The organism is Nocardiopsis nanhaiensis (assembly GCF_054778635.1).
This window is the reverse complement of the sequence record NZ_BAAGZJ010000018.1, coordinates 77,219-98,674: the sequence shown is the minus strand read 5'-3', so window position 1 is coordinate 98,674 and position 21,456 is coordinate 77,219. Positions and strand designations below refer to the sequence as shown.

The 21,456-nt window shown below is 69.7% G+C and carries 21 protein-coding genes; 19 read left to right on the top strand and 2 right to left on the bottom strand.

What is annotated here, in order from left to right; genetic code table 11:
- Window positions 1-24 precede the first annotated feature (24 nt).
- From arfB to coaE, 4 genes are all read left to right on the top strand, one after another.
- Window positions 25-468, top strand: a complete 444-nt coding sequence (gene arfB, locus ACYVD1_RS11455; RefSeq protein ID WP_460771162.1) for an alternative ribosome rescue aminoacyl-tRNA hydrolase ArfB — start codon at window positions 25-27, stop codon at window positions 466-468.
- Window positions 469-924: 456 nt separating this feature from the next.
- A complete protein-coding gene (rpsA, locus tag ACYVD1_RS11450; RefSeq protein WP_460748485.1) occupies window positions 925-2,433 on the top strand; it encodes a 30S ribosomal protein S1 in 1,509 nt (502 codons plus the stop codon).
- A 220-nt stretch (window positions 2,434-2,653) separates the two neighbouring features.
- Window positions 2,654-3,151: a GNAT family N-acetyltransferase gene (locus ACYVD1_RS11445; protein ID WP_460771160.1), complete on the top strand. Its 498-nt coding sequence runs from the start codon at window positions 2,654-2,656 to the stop codon at window positions 3,149-3,151.
- Window positions 3,152-3,184: 33 nt separating this feature from the next.
- Window positions 3,185-3,787, top strand: a complete 603-nt coding sequence (gene coaE / locus ACYVD1_RS11440; RefSeq protein ID WP_460771157.1) for a dephospho-CoA kinase — start codon at window positions 3,185-3,187, stop codon at window positions 3,785-3,787.
- A 28-nt stretch (window positions 3,788-3,815) separates the two neighbouring features.
- Here coaE and ACYVD1_RS11435 read toward each other — a convergent pair whose 3' ends face one another.
- On the bottom strand, window positions 3,816-4,172 hold the full coding sequence (locus ACYVD1_RS11435; RefSeq protein WP_460771155.1) for a hypothetical protein: 357 nt from the start codon (window positions 4,170-4,172) through the stop codon (window positions 3,816-3,818).
- Window positions 4,173-4,359: 187 nt separating this feature from the next.
- Between ACYVD1_RS11435 and ACYVD1_RS11430 the strand changes: the two genes are divergently transcribed.
- Window positions 4,360-4,800, top strand: coding sequence for a MarR family winged helix-turn-helix transcriptional regulator (locus tag ACYVD1_RS11430; RefSeq protein ID WP_460771152.1), 441 nt, complete (start codon window positions 4,360-4,362; stop codon window positions 4,798-4,800).
- Window positions 4,801-4,844: 44 nt separating this feature from the next.
- Here the strand turns inward: ACYVD1_RS11430 and ACYVD1_RS11425 are convergent, their stop codons facing one another.
- Window positions 4,845-5,990: a hypothetical protein gene (locus ACYVD1_RS11425; RefSeq protein WP_460771150.1), complete on the bottom strand. Its 1,146-nt coding sequence runs from the start codon at window positions 5,988-5,990 to the stop codon at window positions 4,845-4,847.
- 163 nt (window positions 5,991-6,153) lie between these two features.
- Here ACYVD1_RS11425 and uvrB point away from each other — a divergent pair, with 163 nt between their 5' ends.
- The 14 genes from uvrB (at window position 6,154) to ACYVD1_RS11355 (ending at window position 21,412) form a co-directional block, all read left to right on the top strand.
- On the top strand, window positions 6,154-8,247 hold the full coding sequence (gene uvrB / locus ACYVD1_RS11420; RefSeq protein ID WP_460771148.1) for an excinuclease ABC subunit UvrB: 2,094 nt from the start codon (window positions 6,154-6,156) through the stop codon (window positions 8,245-8,247).
- 177 nt (window positions 8,248-8,424) lie between these two features.
- Window positions 8,425-8,868, top strand: coding sequence for a DUF3060 domain-containing protein (locus ACYVD1_RS11415; protein ID WP_460771146.1), 444 nt, complete (start codon window positions 8,425-8,427; stop codon window positions 8,866-8,868).
- A 404-nt stretch (window positions 8,869-9,272) separates the two neighbouring features.
- Window positions 9,273-10,268 (top strand): GNAT family N-acetyltransferase, encoded by a 996-nt coding sequence (locus ACYVD1_RS11410; protein WP_460748457.1) that lies wholly within the window; start codon window positions 9,273-9,275, stop codon window positions 10,266-10,268.
- A gap of 149 nt (window positions 10,269-10,417) precedes the next feature.
- Window positions 10,418-11,341 (top strand): hydroxymethylglutaryl-CoA lyase, encoded by a 924-nt coding sequence (locus ACYVD1_RS11405; RefSeq protein ID WP_460771144.1) that lies wholly within the window; start codon window positions 10,418-10,420, stop codon window positions 11,339-11,341.
- A 340-nt stretch (window positions 11,342-11,681) separates the two neighbouring features.
- A complete protein-coding gene (locus ACYVD1_RS11400; protein WP_460771142.1) occupies window positions 11,682-13,322 on the top strand; it encodes a CTP synthase in 1,641 nt (546 codons plus the stop codon).
- 47 nt (window positions 13,323-13,369) lie between these two features.
- Window positions 13,370-14,038, top strand: a complete 669-nt coding sequence (locus ACYVD1_RS11395) for an NUDIX domain-containing protein (RefSeq protein ID WP_460771139.1) — start codon at window positions 13,370-13,372, stop codon at window positions 14,036-14,038.
- A gap of 4 nt (window positions 14,039-14,042) precedes the next feature.
- Window positions 14,043-15,050: a tyrosine recombinase gene (locus ACYVD1_RS11390; protein ID WP_460771137.1), complete on the top strand. Its 1,008-nt coding sequence runs from the start codon at window positions 14,043-14,045 to the stop codon at window positions 15,048-15,050.
- Between the two features lie 283 nt (window positions 15,051-15,333).
- Entirely contained in the window at window positions 15,334-16,293 is a 960-nt protein-coding gene (locus ACYVD1_RS11385; RefSeq protein ID WP_460748442.1) for a ParA family protein, read from the top strand.
- The gene (locus ACYVD1_RS11380) at window positions 16,290-16,700 is read left to right on the top strand and encodes a hypothetical protein (RefSeq protein WP_460771183.1); all 411 of its coding nucleotides are present in this window, start codon (window positions 16,290-16,292) and stop codon (window positions 16,698-16,700) included. The genes ACYVD1_RS11385 and ACYVD1_RS11380 overlap by 4 nt, the downstream gene beginning before the upstream one ends.
- A gap of 210 nt (window positions 16,701-16,910) precedes the next feature.
- Window positions 16,911-17,774 carry a segregation and condensation protein A gene (locus tag ACYVD1_RS11375; protein WP_460771135.1) on the top strand — a complete coding sequence of 288 codons (864 nt, stop codon included), beginning with the start codon at window positions 16,911-16,913 and terminating at the stop codon, window positions 17,772-17,774.
- A complete protein-coding gene (gene scpB / locus ACYVD1_RS11370) occupies window positions 17,774-18,364 on the top strand; it encodes an SMC-Scp complex subunit ScpB (protein WP_460771133.1) in 591 nt (196 codons plus the stop codon). Before ACYVD1_RS11375 ends, scpB begins: the two co-directional genes overlap by 1 nt.
- On the top strand, window positions 18,351-19,703 hold the full coding sequence (locus ACYVD1_RS11365; RefSeq protein WP_460771131.1) for a pseudouridine synthase: 1,353 nt from the start codon (window positions 18,351-18,353) through the stop codon (window positions 19,701-19,703). Before scpB ends, ACYVD1_RS11365 begins: the two co-directional genes overlap by 14 nt.
- Before the next feature lie 109 nt (window positions 19,704-19,812).
- A complete protein-coding gene (aroH, locus tag ACYVD1_RS11360; RefSeq protein ID WP_460771129.1) occupies window positions 19,813-20,175 on the top strand; it encodes a chorismate mutase in 363 nt (120 codons plus the stop codon).
- Between the two features lie 70 nt (window positions 20,176-20,245).
- The gene (locus ACYVD1_RS11355) at window positions 20,246-21,412 is read left to right on the top strand and encodes a prephenate dehydrogenase (protein WP_460771127.1); all 1,167 of its coding nucleotides are present in this window, start codon (window positions 20,246-20,248) and stop codon (window positions 21,410-21,412) included.
- Window positions 21,413-21,456: the final 44 nt, after the last annotated feature.

Below are 21,456 nucleotides of genomic sequence, written 5' to 3'. Positions count from 1 at the left end.
GCGGAGACAACGGAGGTGGGAACGGTGACGGGGCACGAAGAGACTACGGGTGCACTGGCCGTGGGACCCGTGACCGTTCCCGCCGACGCGTTGACGTGGCGGTTCTCCCGGTCCTCGGGGCCGGGCGGCCAGCACGTCAACACGGCGGACACCAGGGCGTCGCTGTCGTTGGACGTGGCGTCCTGCCGGGCGTTGGGCGCCACACGGCGGGCGCGTGCTCTGGAGCACCTGGAGGGGCGCCTGGTGGACGGGGTGCTGACGGTGTCCGCGCAGTCGCACCGCTCGCAGGTGCGCAACCGGGTGGAGGCGCGGGAGCGTTTGGCCCGGATTCTGGCGGAGGCTATCGCTCCGCCGCCCCCGGAGCGGCGCAAGAGGCGGCCGAGCCGCGGTGCGAAGCGGCGCCGGTTGGAGGCCAAGCGTCGTCGGAGTGACGTGAAGAAGTCGCGCGCGCGGCCTCCGATGGACTGATGAGGGGCCCGCGAGGGACGGGAAAGTGACGGATGCGCACCTCGGTTTCGACTTTTTCCGGGCGGCTCTCCCCGGCGCCGGAGGGGTGTGTCCCAGAGTGCGGTATGCCCTGTCGGACATGGGCGGGGGCGTAGTTGATCTTCCCCACCCGGCTCAGGTAAATTGCCGCCATTGCGGCCTTCGCCGGGTTGGCGGCCCTGGGTTCCGATTGACCAGGACGCCCTTGTCTCATATTCTGGCTCCAGCGTTGTGGGTTCGTGCGGGCGTCTGCCGTCTCTGTAGGAGGCGGGTGGGTTGCACCGCTTCGGTCACCACTCTGGACCCGGCGGCTGGCGGTCACGGACGGCTCGTTCCGTAATGTGACCCTGCTTCTTGCATCTGGACGGCGGATCGACGGGCTCGAACCTGCGGCGTGCCCATTTTCTGAACCTGTCCGTATCCGGAGTCCACCCACAAATGACGAGCAGCACCGAGGCCACCTCGACACCCCAGGTAGCGGTCAACGACATCGGGTCCGAGGAAGCCTTCCTCGCGGCGATCGACGAGACCATCAAGTACTTCAACGACGGTGACATTGTCGAGGGCACCATCGTGAAGGTCGATCGAGACGAGGTCTTGCTCGACATCGGCTACAAGACCGAGGGTGTGATCCCCTCCCGGGAACTGTCGATCAAGCACGACGTCGACCCCGGTGAGGTCGTTGCCGTCGGCGACCAGGTCGAAGCCCTCGTTCTCCAGAAGGAGGACAAGGAAGGCCGTCTGATCCTGTCCAAGAAGCGCGCTCAGTACGAGCGGGCCTGGGGCACGATCGAGAAGATCAAGGAAGAGGACGGCGTCGTCACCGGCACCGTCATCGAGGTCGTCAAGGGCGGCCTCATCCTCGACATCGGCCTGCGCGGCTTCCTGCCCGCGTCGCTGGTGGAGATGCGCCGTGTGCGCGATCTGCAGCCGTACGTCGGCCGCGAGCTCGAGGCGAAGATCATCGAGCTGGACAAGAACCGCAACAACGTGGTCCTGTCCCGTCGCGCCTGGCTCGAGCAGACGCAGTCCGAGGTTCGCCAGACGTTCCTCAACACCCTGCAGAAGGGTCAGATCCGCAAGGGCGTCGTCTCCTCGATCGTCAACTTCGGTGCCTTCGTGGACCTGGGTGGCGTCGACGGCCTGGTGCACGTCTCCGAGCTCTCCTGGAAGCACATCGACCACCCGAGCGAGGTTGTCGAGGTCGGCCAGGAGGTCACCGTCGAGGTTCTCGACGTGGACATGGAGCGCGAGCGCGTCTCCCTGTCGCTCAAGGCGACCCAGGAAGACCCGTGGCAGCAGTTCGCCCGGACCCACCAGATCGGCCAGGTCGTTCCCGGCAAGGTCACCAAGCTGGTTCCGTTCGGTGCGTTCGTGCGTGTCGAGGAGGGCATCGAGGGCCTGGTCCACATCTCGGAGCTGGCCGAGCGCCACGTCGAGGTGCCGGAGCAGGTCGTCCAGGTCGGCACCGAGATCTTCGTGAAGATCATCGACATCGACCTCGACCGCCGTCGCATCAGCCTTTCGCTGAAGCAGGCCAACGAGAGCGTTTCGCCCGACCAGGTGGACTTCGACCCCACTCTGTACGGCATGGCCGCGGACTACGACGAGCAGGGCAACTACAAGTACCCCGAGGGCTTCGACCCCGAGAGCGGCGAGTGGCTCGAGGGCTTCGAGGCTCAGCGGGACGAGTGGGAGCGCAGCTACGCCGAGGCGCAGGCTCGTTTCGAGGCGCACCGCAAGCAGGTGGAGGAGGCGCGCTCGGCCGAGGCCGACGCCGCCAACGCCCCTGCTCCGGAGGAGGAGGAAGGCGACTACACCGGTGGCGGTGCGCAGAGCACCGGCGGCGGCGGTTCGTCGGCCAGCTCCGAGTCCACCAGCGGCGCCCTCGCCTCCGACGAGGCGCTGGCCGCTCTGCGCGAGAAGCTCGCGGGCGGCGAGGCCTAAGCGGTCTCCCCGTCGGGCTCCGGCCCGAGTGACGGTTTGTTGAAGGGCCGTCCCCACCTCGTGTGGGGGCGGCCCTTCGCCGTATCCGGGGCCGGTTTCCCGCTGTCCCGCGGTCCGCTTCCCGGTGTTGTCCGCAGTCGGTGTTGCCCGGGCACTGCGGGGCACGGGGAGGCTAGGGTGCGGTTGTGCCCTTGAGGGAGAGGGCTGTTGAGGAGGCTACGTGTTCGACATCCAGCCGGCCGTGCCCGCCGACGCGGGTGAGATCTTCACGCTGCAGCGTGCGGCCTACGTCGACGAGGCCCAGGCCTGCGGTGACCCGTTCATCCTGCCGCTCACCGAAGGGCTGTCCAGGATCGAGGGGCTGCTCGCCCAGGGCGACGCCGTGGTCCTCAAGGCCGTGGTGGGTCACCGTCTGGTTGGGGCGGTGCGGGCCGGGACCACCGACACCACGGGGCTGGTCGGCCGACTGGTGGTCGCCCCCGACCTGCGCCGCAAAGGGATCGCGAGGGCGCTGCTGGTCCGGGTGGAGGCGGAACTGCGCGAGCGCAGGCCCGACCTCGCCGCGCTCACCCTGTTCACCGGGGCGCAGAACCCGGAGAACCAGCGGCTGTACCGGGCGCTCGGGTACGCGGAGACGCACCGGGAGCGGGTCGCCGACCACCTGGTGATGGTGCACATGCGCAAGGAGTTGGAAGGGGTGCCGGTGGGGTCGGCGTGACGGTCGGGTTCTTCGGCCTCTAGGCTTTGGGCCATGCTCAAAGTGGGACTCACCGGTGGGATCGGTTCGGGTAAGAGTGTGGTCTCGGCCGCGCTGTCCGACTTCGGTGCGGTGGTGATCGACGCTGACGCCATCGCCCGGGAGGTCGTCGAGCCCGGAACCCCGGGTCTGGCGGAGATCGTCGCCGAGTTCGGGGAGGCGGTGCTGACCCCCGAGGGGCGGTTGGACCGGCCGAAGCTGGGCGAGATCGTCTTCGCCGACGAGAGCAGGCTGGCCAGCCTCAACGCGATCGTCCACCCGCGGGTCGGGGAACGCAGTGGCCAGCTCATGGAGGAGGCGTTGGACTCCGACGCCAAGGTCGTGGTCTACGACGTGCCCCTGCTGGTGGAGAACGACCTGGCGTCGCTGTACGACGTGGTGGTCGTGGTGGACACCCCCGACGAGACGCGGATCGAGCGGGTGTCCCGGGACCGCGGCATGCCGCGCGAGCAGGTGCGGTCTCGGATCGACGCGCAGGCCGACCGGGCGACCCGCTTGGCCGCCGCGGACCTGGTGGTGGACAACTCCGGGAGCCTGGAGGGCCTGCGTGAGCGCGTCGAGGACCTGTGGCGCGAGCTCCTGGAACGCGCTGGTTAGCGGTCGGCGGGTTCGAGGGCGGCGGGCGTCACTGCCAGAGCGCGGCGATGAGGACGTTCACGGTCGCCAGCCCTCCCGCGGTGTGGAACATGGGTTTGGCCCTGCCGTCGCGGCTCTGCGCGCGTGCGGCGAGGACGGCCGCGACGAGTACGGCGACCCCGATGCCGAGCTTCACGGCGATTTTGGCGTAGTCCACCTCGAGGTCGGCCGCGTGGTGCGTGCCGACCAGTGCGATGCCGGTGGTGACCTGGACGATCGCCCCGCCGAGCACGAGGCCGGTGCCGAAGCCGGTCCGCTGGCGCATCTGCAGGAAGAACGTGCCGACGATCGCTGCCATACCGAGCAGGTGGGCGGTCAGCAGGCACAGCCGGATGATGTCGAGCATCGGGGGCCCGTTCAGTGGTGAGGGGAGTTCCGGGCAGGGTGGTTGGTACGTTCCGTCTGCCGTCGGCACCACCCGTTTGCATGGCGAATGCGGCGGGTTCGCCGCGTCCAAGCTTCAGCCAGGCTGAAGCATAGCAGTGGAGTATGGCAACGGCGGCGGTACGGCCCGGCTGGGGGAGAATGGCGCCATGGCGGACGAAGAAGAGCGGTCCGGGGCCCCTGTGACGAGCACGTCGGTGTTACTGCTCACGCTGGCCCGGACGATCGAGTCGGAGCTGAGCGATGCCCTCTCAGAACTCGGGCTGACCGTGGGCCGACTCGGGCTGCTCGGACACATCAAGGGTGTTCCGGGTGCTTCCTTCAGCGAACTGGCCCGGATGTCGGGCATCACGGTCCAGAGCACGCACACCGCGGTGAAGGCGCTCAAGGCCGCCGGGCTGGTGCGGGACGACACGGCCCGCGCCGGGGCCGCCTCCACCATCACGCTCACCGACGAGGGGCACCGGACCCTGCGCGAGGCGATGAGCGCGGTCGACAGCGTCGACGAACGGCTGTTCGGCGCTGGGGCCGACCCGATCCAGCGGCAGGTCGGCGAGGCCGTTCAAGGGGCCTTCAGGAGCGCGCGGTAACGGATCCGCGGTGGTCCGGTCACCCGTGGTCCCGGCCCCGATGGTCAGGGTCTGCTCTGGCCGCCGTCCCCCCTCGGCGTTTCCGGGTTTCCCTCACCGCCCTGGGAGTGCAGGGTGCCGGTGAGGGAGCTGCCCGCCTCCACGGCCTCCTGGACCAGTTCCTCACGGACGGTGTGCGCCGCCTGGACGCTCAGGAGGCTGGAGTCGAGTTGGTCGGTGGGTACGGACTCCTGCCCGGAGGTCAGGGCGAGGTCCGCGTAGTCCCCGGCCCGGTCGGCGATCGCCTGGCACTGTTCCCATTCGCGGTGGGCGGTGACCGCTGCGTGGACGCGCTCACCGTAGGAGGACAGGACCTCGACCCGCGCGGTGATGGCCCTGTGCGCGCGGGTAACGGCTTCGCCCTGGGGGATCAGGGCCTGGGTGACCTGCTCGGAGACGGCTTCCTTGCGGCGTTGGACGAGTTCCCTGCGCAGGGAGCGAAGGCGCAGGAGTTCCTGCGCCAGGCGCCACTCCTCCTCTCTGAGCAGGGGGAGGGTCCGCGTGGCGTCGAAGGAGTCGCCGAGGACGGATCTGCCTTCCTCCACTCTGTCGGTGGCCTGTTGGAGGCGGGCGAACAGGTGTGCTTCGGGCTCCTCTCTGCGCGTGGCGTAGCTGGAGGGGCGGCCGAAGTCTTCGGGGAGGACGTATCTGTCGTGGTTCTCCGAGGACAGCCGTGCGGCCATGCCGGGCCGCATGATGGCGCCGCCCCCGGCGGCGGCCGCGGTGAGGTAGAGGGCGGCGAGCGCGGGGTCGCCTGGCAGGACGGCGTTGAGCGGACCGAGGATCTGGTCGAAGGCCAGTTGGGCGCCGAAGACGCCGACGGCGGCCGTGGGCACGGCCCAGAAGCTGTGCATGACCAGGTCGGCCCAGTCGTCGGTGGATCCGCCCCGGTAGGAAACCACACCGAGGAGGAAGACGGCGGTACCCAGGCACAGCAGGATGCTGAGCGGGGCCACGAGAGCGGAGACGAGGAGCGAGAGCGCTGCGGCCGAGGTGCAGCCCAGGGCGAGGGCAAGAGCTGTTTCCCGCCATGTGGGGCGGCCCGGTGGGCCCTTCGCGTGCGGGATGAGCCGGTCGGGGTGGGCGCGCAGGCGTGCGATGGTCTTGTTGGGGAGGACCGGATCGAAGGTGGGTCTGGAGGGGTGGGACACGGCGTGCACCTCACTCGTGGGGCACAGGGTTTCCGGGCTCTGCCTTCGATGGTAACTCGGGACGGTCGGTTCGAACCGGGATGTCGTGGGTCGTCTGTAGCGTTGTGGTGGTGGGGCACGCGGGCGCGGGCGCGGCCCGACGTTCGACGGGAGAAGAGGGCAAGTGCGACCGGTCAGTGACATCAAGCGGAGTGAGGCACCCTTCGAGGTCATCTCGGAGATGACGCCTGCGGGCGACCAGCCGACCGCGATCGAGGAGATCAGCAAGAGGGTCCGGGAGGATGACGAGCACACCGTGCTGTTGGGCGCGACCGGTACCGGTAAGACGGCGACGGTGGCGTGGACGGTGGAGCAGCTGCAGCGTCCGACCCTGGTCATGCAGCCCAACAAGACGCTGGCCGCGCAGTTCGCCAACGAGTTGCGGCAGATGCTGCCGAACAACGCGGTGGAGTACTTCGTCTCGTATTACGACTACTACCAGCCCGAGGCCTACGTCCCGCAGAGCGACACCTTCATCGAGAAGGACTCGTCGATCAACGACGAGGTGGAGCGGTTGCGGCACTCGGCGACCAACTCGCTGCTGACGCGGCGGGACACGATCGTGGTGGCGTCGGTGTCGTGCATCTACGGTCTGGGGACGCCGCAGGAGTACGTGGACCGGATGGCCCAGTTGGCGGTGGGTATGGAGGTGGATCGGGACGATCTGCTGCGCCGCCTGGTGGAGATGCAGTACACGCGCAATGACATGGCGTTCACCCGCGGCACGTTCCGGGTACGCGGGGACACCGTCGAGATCATCCCGGTGTACGAGGAGCTGGCGATCCGCATCGAGATGTTCGGTGACGAGATCGAGCGGCTGCTCACGCTGCACCCGTTGACGGGCGAGGTACTGGGCGAGAGCCAGGAGATGTTCATCTTCCCGGCGTCGCACTACGTCGCCGGCGAGGAGCGCACGGAGCGGGCGATCGCGACGATCGAATCGGAGTTGGGTGAGCGGCTGTCCGAGCTGGAGGGGCAGGGAAAGCTGCTGGAGGCGCAGCGGTTGCGGATGCGGACCACCCACGACCTGGAGATGATGCGTCAGCTGGGTTCGTGCTCGGGTATCGAGAACTACTCGCGGCACTTCGACGGCCGTGATCCGGGGAGCGCGCCGAACACGCTGCTCGACTACTTCCCCGAGGACTTCCTGCTGGTCCTGGACGAGTCGCACGTGACGGTCCCGCAGATCGGTGCGATGTACGAGGGTGACGCGGCGCGCAAGCGGACCCTGGTGGACCACGGGTTCCGGTTGCCGTCGGCGATGGACAACCGGCCGCTGCGGTGGGAGGAGTTCACGGAGCGGATCGGGCAGACGGTGTACCTGTCGGCGACGCCGGGCAAGTACGAGCTCCGGCAGAGCGGCGGGGACGTGGTCGAGCAGGTCATCCGGCCGACCGGGCTGGTCGACCCGGAGGTGCTGGTCAAACCGACCGACGGGCAGATCGACGACCTGGTGCACGAGATCCGGGAGCGGGCGGAACGCTCCGAGCGGGTGTTGGTCACCACCCTGACCAAGAAGATGTCGGAGGACCTCACCGACTACTTCGCCGAGTTGGGGATCCGGGTGCGGTACCTGCACAGTGAGGTGGACACCCTGCGCCGGGTGGAGCTGCTGCGCGAGCTGCGTGTTGGCGATTTCGACGTGCTGGTGGGCATCAACCTGCTGCGTGAGGGCCTGGACCTGCCGGAGGTGTCCCTGGTGGCGATCCTGGACGCGGACAAGGAGGGTTTCCTCCGTTCGGAGACGTCTCTGATCCAGACGATCGGCCGTGCGGCGCGCAACGTCGCCGGTCAGGTGCACATGTACGCGGACAACGTCACGGACTCGATGCGTGCGGCGATCGACGAGACCAACCGTCGCCGGGAGAAGCAGCTGGCGTACAACGCCGAGCACGGTATCGACCCGACCCCGCTGCGCAAGCAGATCGCGGACATCCTGGACACCCTGAACCGGGAGGACGTGGACACCGAGGAGCTCATGGCGACGGGCTACCGCCAGGGCGGCAAGTCCGCCAAGGCACCGGTGCCGGCGCTGGGTGAGCGCACGGATGTGACGAGCATGCCCAGGGCGGAGCTGGCGGGGCTCATCGAGCAGCTGAGCGAGCAGATGCACCAGGCCGCGACCGACCTGCAGTTCGAGCTGGCGGCCCGGTTGCGTGACGAGATCGGTGAATTGAAGCGCGAGCTCCGGGGAATGGACGACGCCGGGATCAAGTGACGGGGTGCCCGCTGGGTCGGGGTTCCGTGTCGGCAGCCGCTGCCCCAGGGCCTCTAGTGATCACGAAATGAGAACGATCATAGAACGTTTGGGTCGTTTGGTTACCTTCACGTGACATACGCTGGTGTTTTGCACGCGTTGTATGTCGCTTTTGCCGTTTTTGGCGTGGGGGAGTTCATGGTAGCTCGGATTCTGCAAGCCGCGGGTGGTGCGGTGCTGCTCGGCTCCCTCCTGGCCGGCTGCGGCGGGGCCGCTGAGGACGACCCGGGCGAGGCCGCTGAGACGCCCGACCTGGGCGAGGCCCAGGAGGATCAGGAGCGTCCCGAGCGCAACGTCACCGACGACGAGGTGATCCTGGTCGTCGACGACGGTACCGACGTCCACGAGGACTGCGAGAACCGCAAGGTCGTGGTCTCGGCCGACGACGCCAACGTGGTCCTGGACGGCGACTGCGACCTGGTCCGTGCAACCGGCCGCGGTTCCGTGGTCGAGGTGGGTACCGCCGTCAAGATCGTGCTGGTGGGCGTGGACAACCAGGTCTCCTTCGCCTCCGGTGAGCCCGAGGTCATCAACCAGGGGCGCAACACCACCGTCGGCGAGGGCGGCGCCGCCGAGTACTGATCCGGCTCCGCCCGCCGGGCTGCTGCGGTCCGGGTCGACGGGGTCCCGGCCCGTCCTGTTCACCCCCGTGGCCTGGATCGCCTGTCCTGTCGGCGGGCGCGTGTTGATGCCTTGACCGACCCGCCGCCTGAGAGTGACCTTCCATCAGCTACCGTGGTGCGCGTCCACTCGCACGCGCACGGAGTGGTCGGGTGAAGGTCCGCGAGGGCCGCAGACCACTTTTCCGTTTCCGTGTACCCGTGCCGCACTGAGGCGGTACGGTCGATTCCGTCCCTCCGCGCCGGTTTCGTTCAGGGACGGCACGATGACTGTGAGGGGCGCCGCTGTGCGACAGCGCCCGTCGACCGGGTCCGGGTCGGGCAGAGGGCGTGCGCTTGACGAATGACCCGCTAGGGGAGGGGTGGATGAGCGGTTATGTCGCGCGAGTGCGACATGATGAGTCGCCCGGGGGCGACATCGGACTCGACCCGTTGGTGCGCTCCGCTGCCCAGCGCTGGGCGGAGTCCGACCCCCTGCTTCCCGAGCCCGTGGGCTTCGCGCCGAACTCCTCGCCGCTCTTGACCGTCAGTGACGAGGAGGGCCGTCCCGTCGCGGCGGGCAGCATGCACTACACCTGGTACCAGCCGGGTGAAGTCGGTCGCATCTGGGGCGTTCCCGACCAGCACTGGCTCACCCCCATCGTCGGTGGCCCCGATCCCGCACGGGCTCTGGACTCCCTGCTGACCAGTTGGCGCGACCAGCTCGAGGACCTGCCCACGGGCACCGGTTCGGAGTCCGCCGCCCTGGTGAGCTGGCCCGCACGTGACGTGGCGGGCATCATCCCGCTGCAGCGCCACGGCCTGCAGCCCTATACCGTCCTCGCGGCCCGGCAGCGCCGCCGCGGGGTGCCGCCGTCGCTGCCGCCGCGCGACGTGGCGATCCGGCTGGCCGACATCAGCGACCTGACCCAGGTGGTGGGGCTGCTGATGGAGGAGCACCGCTACGAGCAGCACTTCGGCGGGGTGTTCCTGCAACCCGACACGGCCGAGCAGACGCGCAAGGTGGCCGCGCGCGCCCTCAACCGTTCGCGTTCGTGGATCTGGCTGGCCGAGCGCCGCGGTCGGGCCGTGGGCCTGCTTTGGGTCTCGCCGCCCGAGCGCTCCCGCTGGGCGAAGTCCCTGGTCAAGGCGCGCCCGATCGCGCACATCGGGTACGGGGTGGTGTCGGCGGCCGAGCGCGGCCACGGAATCGGGACCGCTCTGGTCAGCCAGGCGCACCAGGCACTGGACAGCCACGGTGTGGCGGTGTCCGTGCTCAACTACGCGGCGATGAACCCGCTGTCCGGGCCGTTCTGGCACCGCATGGGCTACCGGCCGGTGTGGACGACCTGGGAGGTCCGCCCCGCCCTCGCCCTTCGCTGACTGGCGCAGCGCTGACTGGCGCGGCGCTTACCGGCACAGCGTCCGCTGTTCCCGCGCGGCGCTCTCCCGTGTCTCCACCCCGGTGACGGGGGTCACCCGTGTGCTGTCCTAGCCTGGACGCGCAAGGGCGAAGGGGAGGGGTGGATCTGTTGAGCGCGAACGACCGTGGGCCCGAGGGTGCCGAGCACGTGGAGATCGTCGAGGTGGGGCCGCGTGACGGTCTCCAGAACGAGGCCACGGTGCTGTCGGTCGAGGACCGGATCGAGCTGATCGACCGGGCGGCGGCCGCCGGGGCGCGCAGGATCGAGGCGGTCAGCTTCGTCAATCCCAAACGGGTGCCGCAGATGGCCGGGGCCGAGGAGATCATGGCCGGGATCAAGCGGGAACCGGGGGTGTCCTTCATCGGGCTGGCACTCAACCGGCGCGGCCTGGACCGGGCGCTCGAGGCCGGGGTGTCCGAGGTGAACGTGGCGGTTCCGGCCACGGACGGGTTCTGCACCCGCAACCAGGGCAGCACGGTCGACGAGATGTTGGACTCCCTGGCGGACATGGACCGGGCGATGGAGGGCACCGGGGTGCCGTTGAGCGTCACCGTGTCCACGGCCTTCGGCTGCCCGTTCGACGGAGAGGTCGCTCCGGAACGGGTCGTGGAGGTCGTACGCCGGATCGCGGACACGGGCGCGGGCGAGATCGCCCTGGCCGACACCATCGGGGTCGGGGTGCCCGCGCAGGTGCGGGACCTGCTGCGCCGCACGGCCGAGGCAGCGCCGGGGCGGACCCTGCGCTGTCACTTCCACAACACGCGCAACACCGGTTACGCGAACGCGCTCGCCGCCGCGGAGGAGGGGGTCCGGGTGCTGGACTCCAGCCTGGGCGGGTTCGGCGGCTGTCCCTTCGCCCCGGCCGCCACGGGCAACATCGCCACCGAGGACCTGCTGTACATGCTGCACCGCAGCGGCCTGCACACCGGGGTGAGCCTGTCGAGCGCGGCTGCGCTGGGGGAATGGATGGGCGAGCGCCTGGACAAGCAGCCGCCCGCCTACGTGGGCCGCGCCGGGGTCTTCCCTGCCTGAGGGCCGGGACCTGAGGGGCTGAGTGCCGGTGGGCCGACGGGTCGACAGGCCGACGGTTCGGTGGTTGGGCCCGGTGTCGCCTTCCCCACCCGGGGGAGGTGGCTCGGACCAGAGTGCCGCGGGTAGCGTACCTTCGGGGCAATCGCGCAGGTCGGAGCGGGGAACTGGGAGCGGGAGGTTCACGTTCCCTGGTGTGGGCGGACGGGGGGCCTGTTATCCTGGTGCCCCGTGGAGTCCGACGTCCTGTGGCGGCAGTCCTGCCGCCCGGATACCGGACCGCCGCACGGCCGCTCAGCTCGTCCGAGCCCGCCGTAGCCACTCAAACCACGGGAGCAACACTTTGGCATCCGCCGCGAGTACCAAGCACCTTTTCGTTACTGGCGGCGTCGCCTCCAGTCTTGGTAAGGGCCTTACCGCCTCCAGCCTGGGCCGACTCCTGAAGTCGCGGGGCCTGCGGGTCACCATGCAGAAGCTGGACCCCTACCTGAACGTGGACCCGGGGACGATGAACCCCTTCCAGCACGGTGAGGTCTTCGTCACCGACGACGGTGCCGAGACCGACCTGGACGTGGGCCACTACGAGCGCTTCCTCGACGTCGAGTTGTCCGCCTCGGCCAACGTCACCACCGGGCAGATCTACTCCAGCGTGATCGCCAAGGAGCGCCAGGGCGCCTACCTCGGGGACACGGTGCAGGTGATCCCGCACATCACCAACGAGATCAAGTCCAGCATCTACGCGATGGACGCACCCGACGTCGACATCGTCATCACTGAGATCGGCGGCACCGTCGGCGACATCGAGTCGCAGCCCTTCCTGGAGGCGGTCCGCCAGATCCGGCACGAGATCGGCCGGGAGAACTGCTTCTTCCTGCACGTCTCGCTCATCCCGTTCCTCGGCCCGTCCGGCGAGATGAAGACCAAGCCGACGCAGCACTCGGTCGCCGCGCTGCGCAGCATCGGTATCCAGCCCGACGCCATCGTCTGCCGCTCGGACCGTCCCATCACGCAGAGCCTGAAGTCCAAGATCAGCCTCATGTGCGATGTGGACGAGGCCGGCGTGGTCTCCACCCCGGACGCACCCTCCATCTACGACATCCCCAAGGTCCTGCACCGCGAGGGTCTGGACGCCTACGTCGTGCGTCGTCTCGGCATGCCGTTCCGGGACGTGGACTGGACGGAGTGGGACGAGCTGCTGCGCCGCGTGCACCAGCCGGACCACGAGGTCACCATCGCGATGGTCGGCAAGTACATCGACCTGCCCGACGCCTACCTGTCGGTCAGCGAGGCCCTGCGCGCCGGGGGTTTCGCCACCAACACCCGCGTGAACATCCGCTGGGTGGCCAGTGACAACTGCGCCAGCCCGTCGGGTGCGGCCGCTGAGCTGGACGGTGCCGACGGCATCCTCATCCCCGGCGGCTTCGGCGTGCGCGGTATCGAGGGCAAGCTCGGCGCAATCCGTTACGCCCGTGAGAACAAGGTGCCGCTGCTGGGTATCTGCCTGGGTCTCCAGGGCCTGGTCATCGAGTACGCGCGCAACGTTCTCGGCCTCGAGGGCGCCAACAGCACCGAGTTCGACGACAAGGCCGTCGACCCGGTCATCGCGACCATGGCGGACCAGGCCGACGTCGTCGCCGGTGACCGCGACATGGGCGGCACCATGCGTCTGGGCATGTACCCGGCGGACCTGGGCGGGGGCACGCTGGTCCGTGACCTCTACGACGGCGCCGCCCAGGTGTCCGAGCGCCACCGGCACCGGTTCGAGGTCAACAACTCCTACCGCTCCAAGCTGGAGGAGGCGGGTCTGGTGTTCTCCGGCCTCTCCCCGGATGGCAAGCTGGTGGAGTACGTGGAACTGCACCGGGACGCGCACCCGTTCTTCCTTGCGACGCAGGCGCACCCGGAGCTGCGGTCCCGCCCGACCAACGCCAACCCGCTCTTCCGCGGCCTGATCTCCGCCTCGTTGGAGCACAAGGTCTCCTAGCGGTCCTGGGGATCCGGCGGGCGGGGTCCGAGCCTGAGAGGGGCCGTATGGCCGACGACACCCGCCCGGTCGCCGATGAGACGACGGGGGCGTCCGCGAAGATCGCGGACGCCCCCGAGTCGTGGCCCGTGGAACGTTCCGAGGAGCGTTTCCGCGGGGCCAAGTGCGGTTTGCGCACGGACTGGGTGGAGATGCCCGGCGCCAACGGCGAGGGGCGCACCGTGGCGGCCCGCGACTACATGGAACACCCCGGGGCGGCGGCGATCCTCGCCCTGGACGGTGCGGGCCGGGTGCTCCTGCAGCGCCAGTACCGGCATGCCACCCAGCACACCCTGTGGGAACTTCCCGCGGGGGTACTGGACGTCGAGGGCGAGGGTCCGCTGGCCACCGCCCAGCGCGAACTGGTGGAGGAGGCGGGGCTGCGCGCCGAGACCTGGCACAAGCTTCCCGACTTCTATCCGAGTACCGGCTTCTCCAACGAGCGCATCCACGTCTTTCTCGCCCGAGGGCTGACCGAGGTGCCCGAGGACGAGATCGACTTCGTGCGCGAGCACGAGGAGACCGACCTGGCCTGCGAGTGGCTGCCGCTTCCGGAAGCGGTGCACGCCGTCATGGCGGGGCGGCTGCACAACGGGGCGACCATCATCGGGATCCTCGCCGCGCACGCCGCGGCCGGGGACGGGTTCGCTTCCCTGCCGCTTGCCTCGGACGGGTGATCCGGTGGCGGGGGGCGATGGTGAAGCGGCCCCGCTGGGGCGTGTACGGGCCGCTTTCCTGGACCATCTGAGCGCCGAGCGCGCCGTCGCCGCCAACACCCTGATGGCCTACCGGCGCGACCTTTGCCGCTATGCGGAGTTCCTGGACGGTCTCGGGGTCGCGGACCTGTCCGGGGTGGGTGCCGGTCAGGTGGGGGCCTTCCTGAGCGCTCTGCGCGACGGAGACGACGACCACGCCCCGCTGAGCGCCGCCTCTGCCGGGCGCGCATTGGCCGCGGTGCGGGGGCTGCACCGGTTCGCGGTACGCGAGGGGTGGGCGGCCACCGATCCGGCGGCGGAGGTGGCCCCTCCGGCCCCGCCGATGCGGTTGCCCAAGGCGATCCCCTTGGACGAGGTGGAGCGGTTGCTGGAGGCCGCCGGGCCCACGGAGGCGCCCGCCTCAGCCGGGCGCGCGGACCTGTTGGCGCTGCGGGACCGGGCCCTGTTGGAGGTGCTGTACGGCACCGGGGCGCGGGTGTCGGAGGCGGTGGGCCTTGACGTGGACGACGTCGCGGACGCGGTGGATACGGGCGCGGGGGACGCGGACCCGGGGGACGGTCCGGTCGGGTTGGTGCGGTTCCGAGGAAAGGGCGGCCGGGAGCGCCTGGTACCGCTCGGCTCCTACGCGCGGCGGGCCCTGGGCGGGTACCTGACGCGGGCGCGGCCGACCCTGGCGGCGTCGGGGAAGGGTGGTCCGGCCCTGTTCGTGAACGCGCGCGGCGGTCGGCTGACCCGTCAGGGCGGGTGGGCGCTGCTGTCGGCGGTGGCCGACCGCGTTCGGATCGGGGGTATCTCTCCCCACACCCTGCGGCACTCCTTCGCCACCCACTTGCTCGACGGCGGGGCCGACATCCGGGTCGTGCAGGAGTTGTTGGGGCACAGTTCGGTCACTACGACTCAGGTGTACACGCTGGTGACGGTGGAGCGGTTGCGGGAGGTCTACGCGTCGAGCCATCCGAGGGCGCGGCGTTGAGGCTGGTAGCGGACTCGGTGGGGCGTTCGGGGTGTGTCCGACGTGTGCCGTGTGTACCCTTCTCCTACGAGAAGGAAGGGTAAGTGCGCGCGGCTCCCCCTGGTTGGCCGGCGTAGGGGAATCCTCGTCGGATCATGTTGAAGTGCGACGTGTCGTCGTTCTAGAGTCGCCGCACAGAGGTACGTTGCTGTCGACATATTGAGTTTCCGACGGCGGCCAGTCGTGGGAAGACGTCAATGAGTCCCATCGGGCCGTGGCCGGTCCGTAGGGGAGGTCAAGGGTTGTGAACTGGTCGGAGTACGACGAGGCGGCGAACACCGCATCCGTTGGCGAGGAGGACTACGCCGACCCGGTGAGCAACCCCTGGGGGACGACACGCAACACGGGGGCGGATCTGCACACCAAGAGACCCGTGCGTACATATCCGGAGCCGGCACCGCTCGACGAGCACGGCCCGGCGCGGATTGTAGCACTCTGTAACCAGAAGGGTGGGGTCGGTAAGACCACCACCACCATCAACCTCGGTGCCGCCATCGCCGAGTACGGCAGACGGGTGCTGCTGGTCGACTTCGACCCGCAGGGCGCGCTGTCGGTGGGCCTGGGCCGACTCGACCCGCGAGAGCTGGACCTGACCGTCTACAACCTGCTCATGCAGCGTGACGTGTCGGTCGAGGACGTCCTGCTCAAGACGGACATCGAGGGCCTGGACCTCATTCCGAGCAATATCGACCTGTCGGCCGCCGAGGTGCAGTTGGTCGGCGAGGTCGCCCGTGAGCAGATGCTGGGGCGCGCGCTGCGTCCGATCATCAACGACTACGACGTGGTCCTGATCGACTGCCAGCCGTCGCTGGGCCTGCTCACCGTCAATGCGCTGACCGCCGCCGACGGCGTCGTCGTACCGCTGGAGTGCGAGTTCTTCGCGCTGCGCGGTGTCGCGCTGCTGATGGACACCATCCAGAAGGTGCAGGAGCGCCTCAACGAGGACCTGGTGATCGACGGCTTCCTCGGGACCATGTACGACCCGCGCACCCTGCACGCCCGCGAGGTGCTGTCCACGATCGTGGACGGGTTCGGAGACAAGGTCTACGGCACGGTGATCAATCGCACCGTGCGCTTCCCGGACGCCACCGTGGCGGGCGAGCCGATCACCAGGTTCGACTCGTCCTCGGCCGGGGCCAACGCCTACCGGTCCTTGGCCAAGGAGGTGCTGGCGAGGTGGCCTCTCAGCGGTCACGGCGCGTGACGCTACCCGGGGCGGACGAACTGTTCTTCCGCCCTTCCGGCCCCGAAACGGAGCCGGAGGAGACCGAACGCCAGTACCAGGTACCGGAACAGGACCGACACAGCACGGTCGAGACCTCGTCGGAACGTCCCGCCCGCAAGTCGACCAAGTCGAACGGGCGCGGTACGGCGAAGGCGCGCCAGGCGCCCAAGCCGAGCGGCCGTCAGCGGCACGACGAGAAGATCACCGTCTATGTCTCTGGTCCCGAACTGCTGGCCCTGGAACAGACCCGGCTCTCGCTGCGCGCGGAGCACGGGCTGTCAGCCGACCGCGGCCGCGTCGTACGCGAGGCCGTTGCCCTGCTGCTCGCCGACTTCGAGGAGCACGGTGAGAGCAGCATGCTGGTGCGTCGGCTGAGTGAGGACTGACAATCCCGGAACCGTTGGGGGAACGGTGGTCCGGGTAAGAGGGATACGAAGGGTGTCACCAGCGGGTCCCCGCCGGTGACACCCTTGTGTGATGAAGGAACCTGCTGCCGCCGCGAGGCGCGTAGCGCCACCGGACCCTGTGGGTCTGGTCGGAATCCCTCTCGGTTCACGAGAGGGAGGAAGTCAAGAGGAAGAAGACGTGGGCCCGCGATGGTGACTGACCGGGAGGGGAAACCTCCGTCGGCGGAGTACGCCGACGAGGTCGACGAGAACGCCTTCCAGGTGCACCTGGACAATTTCGAGGGCCCGTTCGACCTGCTCCTCGGGCTGATCTCCAAGCACAAGCTGGACATCACCGAGGTCGCGCTGTCGCAGGTCACCGACGATTTCATCGCGCACATCCGCGCGCACGGCGAGGGCTGGGACCTGGACCAGGCCAGCAACTTCCTGCTGGTTGCGGCCACCCTGCTCGACCTGAAGGCGGCCAGGCTGCTGCCGCGCGGCGACGTGGAAGACGAGGCGGACCTGGCGCTGCTGGAGGCCCGCGACCTGCTGTTCGCCCGCCTGCTCCAGTACCGGGCGTACAAGGAGGTCGCCTCGTTCATGCGGGAACGGCTGGCCTCCCAGGGGCGCCGGTACCCTCGCGCGGTGCCGCTGGAGGACAGGTTCGCCGGCATGCGCCCGGACGTGCTGTTCAAGCTCGGACCGCAGGAGTTCGCGGCGCTCGCCGGGCAGGTGTTCACCCCCAAGGAGCCGCCCAGCGTCCCGGTCACGCACATCCACCTCACCAAGACCTCCGTCAAGGAGCAGGGCGAACTGATGGCGGCCGAGCTGCGCGAGAGCAGGCAGTTGACGTTCACGCAGCTGACGGCCGAATGCGACGGTACCTTCGAGATCGTCGCCCGGTTCCTGGCGCTGTTGGAGCTGTACCGTGCCTCCAGCGTGGAGTTCGACCAGCCCGAGCCGCTGGCTGAGCTGACCGTCACCTGGACCGGCGGCGAAGAAGAGGTCCAGCTGGAGTCCGACTACGACGAAGCGGCCCAGCCCGCCGAAACAACACCGGGGGAGCCTTGATGACCGCGGAGCACACCGCCGACGCGGGAGGGGCCGACCTCCCGTACACCCTGCGCCGTGACCTGGAGGCGGTGCTGATGGTGGTCGACCAGCCGGTCTCGGACTACGACCTGTCCCGCGCGATGGACGTACCGCTGGATACGGTCACCCGCACCCTGGAGGAGCTCTCCCGGGAATACACTGAACAGGGTCGTGGTTTCGACCTACGGGCGGTGGCAGAGGGCTGGCGTGTGTACACGCGGCCCGAATGCGCCGAGATCGTCGAGCACTTCCTCAGGGAAGGGCAGGAGGTGCGGCTCACCCAGGCCGCACTCGAGACGATGGCTGTCGTGGCCTACCGCCAACCGGTCTCACGTGGCAGGGTCTCCGCTGTTCGCGGGGTGAACTGCGACGGGGTCATGCGTACCCTCGTACTGAGGGGCCTGATCGAAGAGTCCGGACACGACTCCGAGTCCGGTGCGCTGCTGTATCGGACCACTTCCTATTTCCTGGAGCGGCTGGGCCTGCGCGGCCTCGACGAGCTGCCTGATCTGGCGCCGTTCCTCCCCGACGACATCGAAGGTCTTGACGACACCGGTGAGCACACCTAAAAACGAGCGTTCCCGCGGTGAGCGGGACGGATACGCCCCGCGCGGTGAGCGCGGCGACTATGACAACCGCGGCGGCCGAGGCCGCCGCCAGGACGACCGAGGCCGGGACGCCCGCCGTGACGACCGCCGTGGTGGTGGCCGGTTCGAGCGGGACGATCGCCGTTCCCATGGACGTGACGACCGTCGTGATGACGACCGGGGCCGCGGTGGTTACCGGGGCCGTGACGACAAGCGCGGCCGGGACGACCGCCGTGACGACCGCCGTGGTGGTGGCCGGTTCGAGCGGGACGATCGCCGTCCCCATGGACGTGACGACCGTCGTGACGACCGTCGTGATGACGACCGGGGCCGCGGTGGTTACCGGGGCCGTGACGACAAGCGCGGCCAGGACAACCGTCGCGACAACAATCGCCGGGACGACCGTGGCCGCCGCGACCAGCGTCACGGGCAGCGCCCGGTGCGGCGCGACCACGCCGCCCCCGCTGGCGGAGGAAAGAGCGAGAACCAGCTCTCCAAGGCGGCCCGCGAGCGGCTCAACGCGCTGCGTGCGGACTACGACCCGCGTGACGAGGACCGCCGCAGCGGCGAGCCCCGTGACACCTACACGGACGTGCAGGACGGCATCCGGCTCCAGAAGGCGCTGGCCGCGGCCGGTGTCGCCAGCCGGCGGGCCAGTGAGGAGATGATCGCGGCTGGCCGGGTGAGCGTGGACGGCCAGATCGTGCGGCGCTTCGGCGCGCGCGTGGACCCGGAGGTCTCCGAGATCCGCGTCGACGACATGCGCGTGGTCACCGCTCCGGACAAGCTGTACTTCGCGCTGAACAAGCCGCGGGGCGTGGTCAGCACCATGTGGGACCCGCAGGGGCGCCCCAACCTGGCCGACTACGCCGGTCAGACCGCGGAGCGCATCTTCCACGTGGGCCGGCTGGACACCGAGACCGAGGGTCTCATCCTGCTGACCAACGACGGTGACCTCGCCAACCGGCTCACGCACCCGCGCTACAAGGTCGTCAAGACCTACGTCGCGAAGGTGCCGGGGCCGGTGCCGCAGCGTGTGGTGCGCCAGATCCAGAAGGGTGTGGAGCTGGAGGACGGTCCGGTCCGGGTCGACTCCTTCCGCGTGGTCGACAACGACGACACCCAGGCGATGGTGGAGATCCGCCTGCACGAGGGGCGCAAGCACATCGTGCGCCGCCTTATGGAGGCCGTGGGCCACCCGATCGCGGACCTGGCGCGTACCCAGGTCGGTCCCATCGACCTCAACACCCTGCGGTTGGGCACGATGCGGGCGTTGAGCTCGCGTGAGGTCGGCGAGCTGTACAAGACCGCGGGCCTGTAACCACGGGGTCTGTCGATACAGTTGACGGCGGTCACACCCTGCGGGGCGTGGCCGCCGTCACCCTTTTCCCGGGGACGGTCCGGATGACGAAGACAAGGCGGGGACGAACGTGGCGGTACGGGCCATTCGTGGAGCGGTGCAGGTCGACGCGGACGAACGCGAGCAGGTGCTGGAGGCCACGGCCGAGCTGGTCTCCGAGGTGATGCGGCGCAACGAGCTCACCACGGACGACGTGATCAGCGTGGTGTTCACCGCCACCCCTGACCTGACCAGTGAGTTTCCCGCGCTGGCGGCGCGCAAGCTGGGGTTCGCCGACGTCCCGCTGATGTGTGCCTCCGAGATCGGCGTCGCGCACGCCCTGCCCCGGGTGGTGCGGCTCATGGCGCACGTGGACACCGACCGTCCCCGCTCCGAGGTCCAGCACGTCTACCTGCGCGGAGCACAGGCGCTGCGCTTGGACATCGCGCAGTAGCGCCAAGGGGCCGCCCGAACCGGGTGGCCGTAAGCTGGGAGTCCGGGAACGTGCCAGAGGCGGGGGAGCAGTGAGCATCAGCAGCGACGGGGCGGCCGCAGAGGCGCGTCGGGTGGAACTGCGCCGGGTCACGGTGGTGGGCACCGGCCTGATCGGTACGTCGATCGCGCTGGCCCTGCGCGCCCGCGACGTCGACGTCACCCTCACCGATCCCGACCCCGCTTCGCTGCGCCTGGCCAGCGACCTCGGTGCCGGGCGCCCCCTGGACGAGGCCGAGGAGAGCGCACCGGCCGACGTCGCGGTGATCGCCGCGCCGCCCGCCGTCATCCCGGAGGTGCTGCGCGACGCCCAGAACCGCGGCCTGGCGCAGGTGTACACCGACGCGGCGAGCGTCAAGGCGAGCGTGCTCGGCGAGGCCGAGCGGCTCGGCTGCGACATGGCGACCTTCGTGCCCGGCCACCCCATGGGAGGCCGGGAGAAGCACGGCCCGGGCGCCGCCCGCGCCGACCTGTTCCTGGGCCGGTCCTGGGCGCTGTGCCCCACGGGCAAGGCCGACCCCGGCTCCGTCGCGGCCGTGACCGAGCTCACCCGCCTGTGCGGTGCGGACCCGCTCGTGTTGGCGGCCGAGGCGCACGACCGGGCCGTGGCGCTGGTCTCGCACGCCCCGCACGTGGCGTCTTCGGCTGTGGCCGCGCGGTTGCTGTGCGGCGACGAGGCGGCGTTGACCCTGGCCGGGCAGGGCGTGCGCGATGTCACCCGGGTGGCCGGGGGAGACCCGGCGATGTGGACCGAGATCCTCACGCACAACGCGGCGCCGGTGGCCGACGTGCTGCGGGAGATGGCCGCCGACCTGGCCGCCACGGCCGAGGCGCTGCGCACTCTCCCCCTCCCCGGAACCGGCGTCGGCACCGGTACCGGCGCGGACGGCGGCATCGAGCCGGTCCGCGACCTGCTGGCCCGCGGGCGTTCGGGGCAGGGCAGGATTCCCGGCAAGCACGGTTCGCAGCGCCGCCCCGCCTACACGGTCATCCCCGTGGTCATCCCGGACGAGCCCGGTGCGCTGGGCCGCCTGTTCGCGGCGGCCGCCACGGCGGGCGTCAACATCGAGGACGTGCGGATCGAGCACTCGCCGGGCCTTCCCCTGGGTGTGGCCGAACTGTACGTGCTGTCCGAGGCCGTGGACACTCTCGCCGCCGCCCTGTCGGAGGGCGGTTGGTCCGTGCACCCGGGTGCCTGAGCGTGGCGCCGCGGCGCCACGGCGAAGGTAGGCTGGGGCGTTGG

What these genes read in the sequence shown, in the direction of transcription:
- rpsA (WP_460748485.1), top strand. Translation starts at nt 925, where the DNA reads ATGACGAGCAGCACCGAGGCCACCTCGACACCCCAGGTAGCGGTCAAC.
- coaE (WP_460771157.1), top strand. Translation starts at nt 3,185, where the DNA reads ATGCTCAAAGTGGGACTCACCGGTGGGATCGGTTCGGGTAAGAGTGTG.
- ACYVD1_RS11435 (WP_460771155.1), bottom strand. Translation starts at nt 4,172, where the DNA reads ATGCTCGACATCATCCGGCTGTGCCTGCTGACCGCCCACCTGCTCGGT.
- ACYVD1_RS11430 (WP_460771152.1), top strand. Translation starts at nt 4,360, where the DNA reads ATGGCGGACGAAGAAGAGCGGTCCGGGGCCCCTGTGACGAGCACGTCG.
- ACYVD1_RS11415 (WP_460771146.1), top strand. Translation starts at nt 8,425, where the DNA reads ATGGTAGCTCGGATTCTGCAAGCCGCGGGTGGTGCGGTGCTGCTCGGC.
- ACYVD1_RS11410 (WP_460748457.1), top strand. Translation starts at nt 9,273, where the DNA reads ATGAGCGGTTATGTCGCGCGAGTGCGACATGATGAGTCGCCCGGGGGC.
- ACYVD1_RS11395 (WP_460771139.1), top strand. Translation starts at nt 13,370, where the DNA reads ATGGCCGACGACACCCGCCCGGTCGCCGATGAGACGACGGGGGCGTCC.
- ACYVD1_RS11375 (WP_460771135.1), top strand. Translation starts at nt 16,911, where the DNA reads ATGGTGACTGACCGGGAGGGGAAACCTCCGTCGGCGGAGTACGCCGAC.
- scpB (WP_460771133.1), top strand. Translation starts at nt 17,774, where the DNA reads ATGACCGCGGAGCACACCGCCGACGCGGGAGGGGCCGACCTCCCGTAC.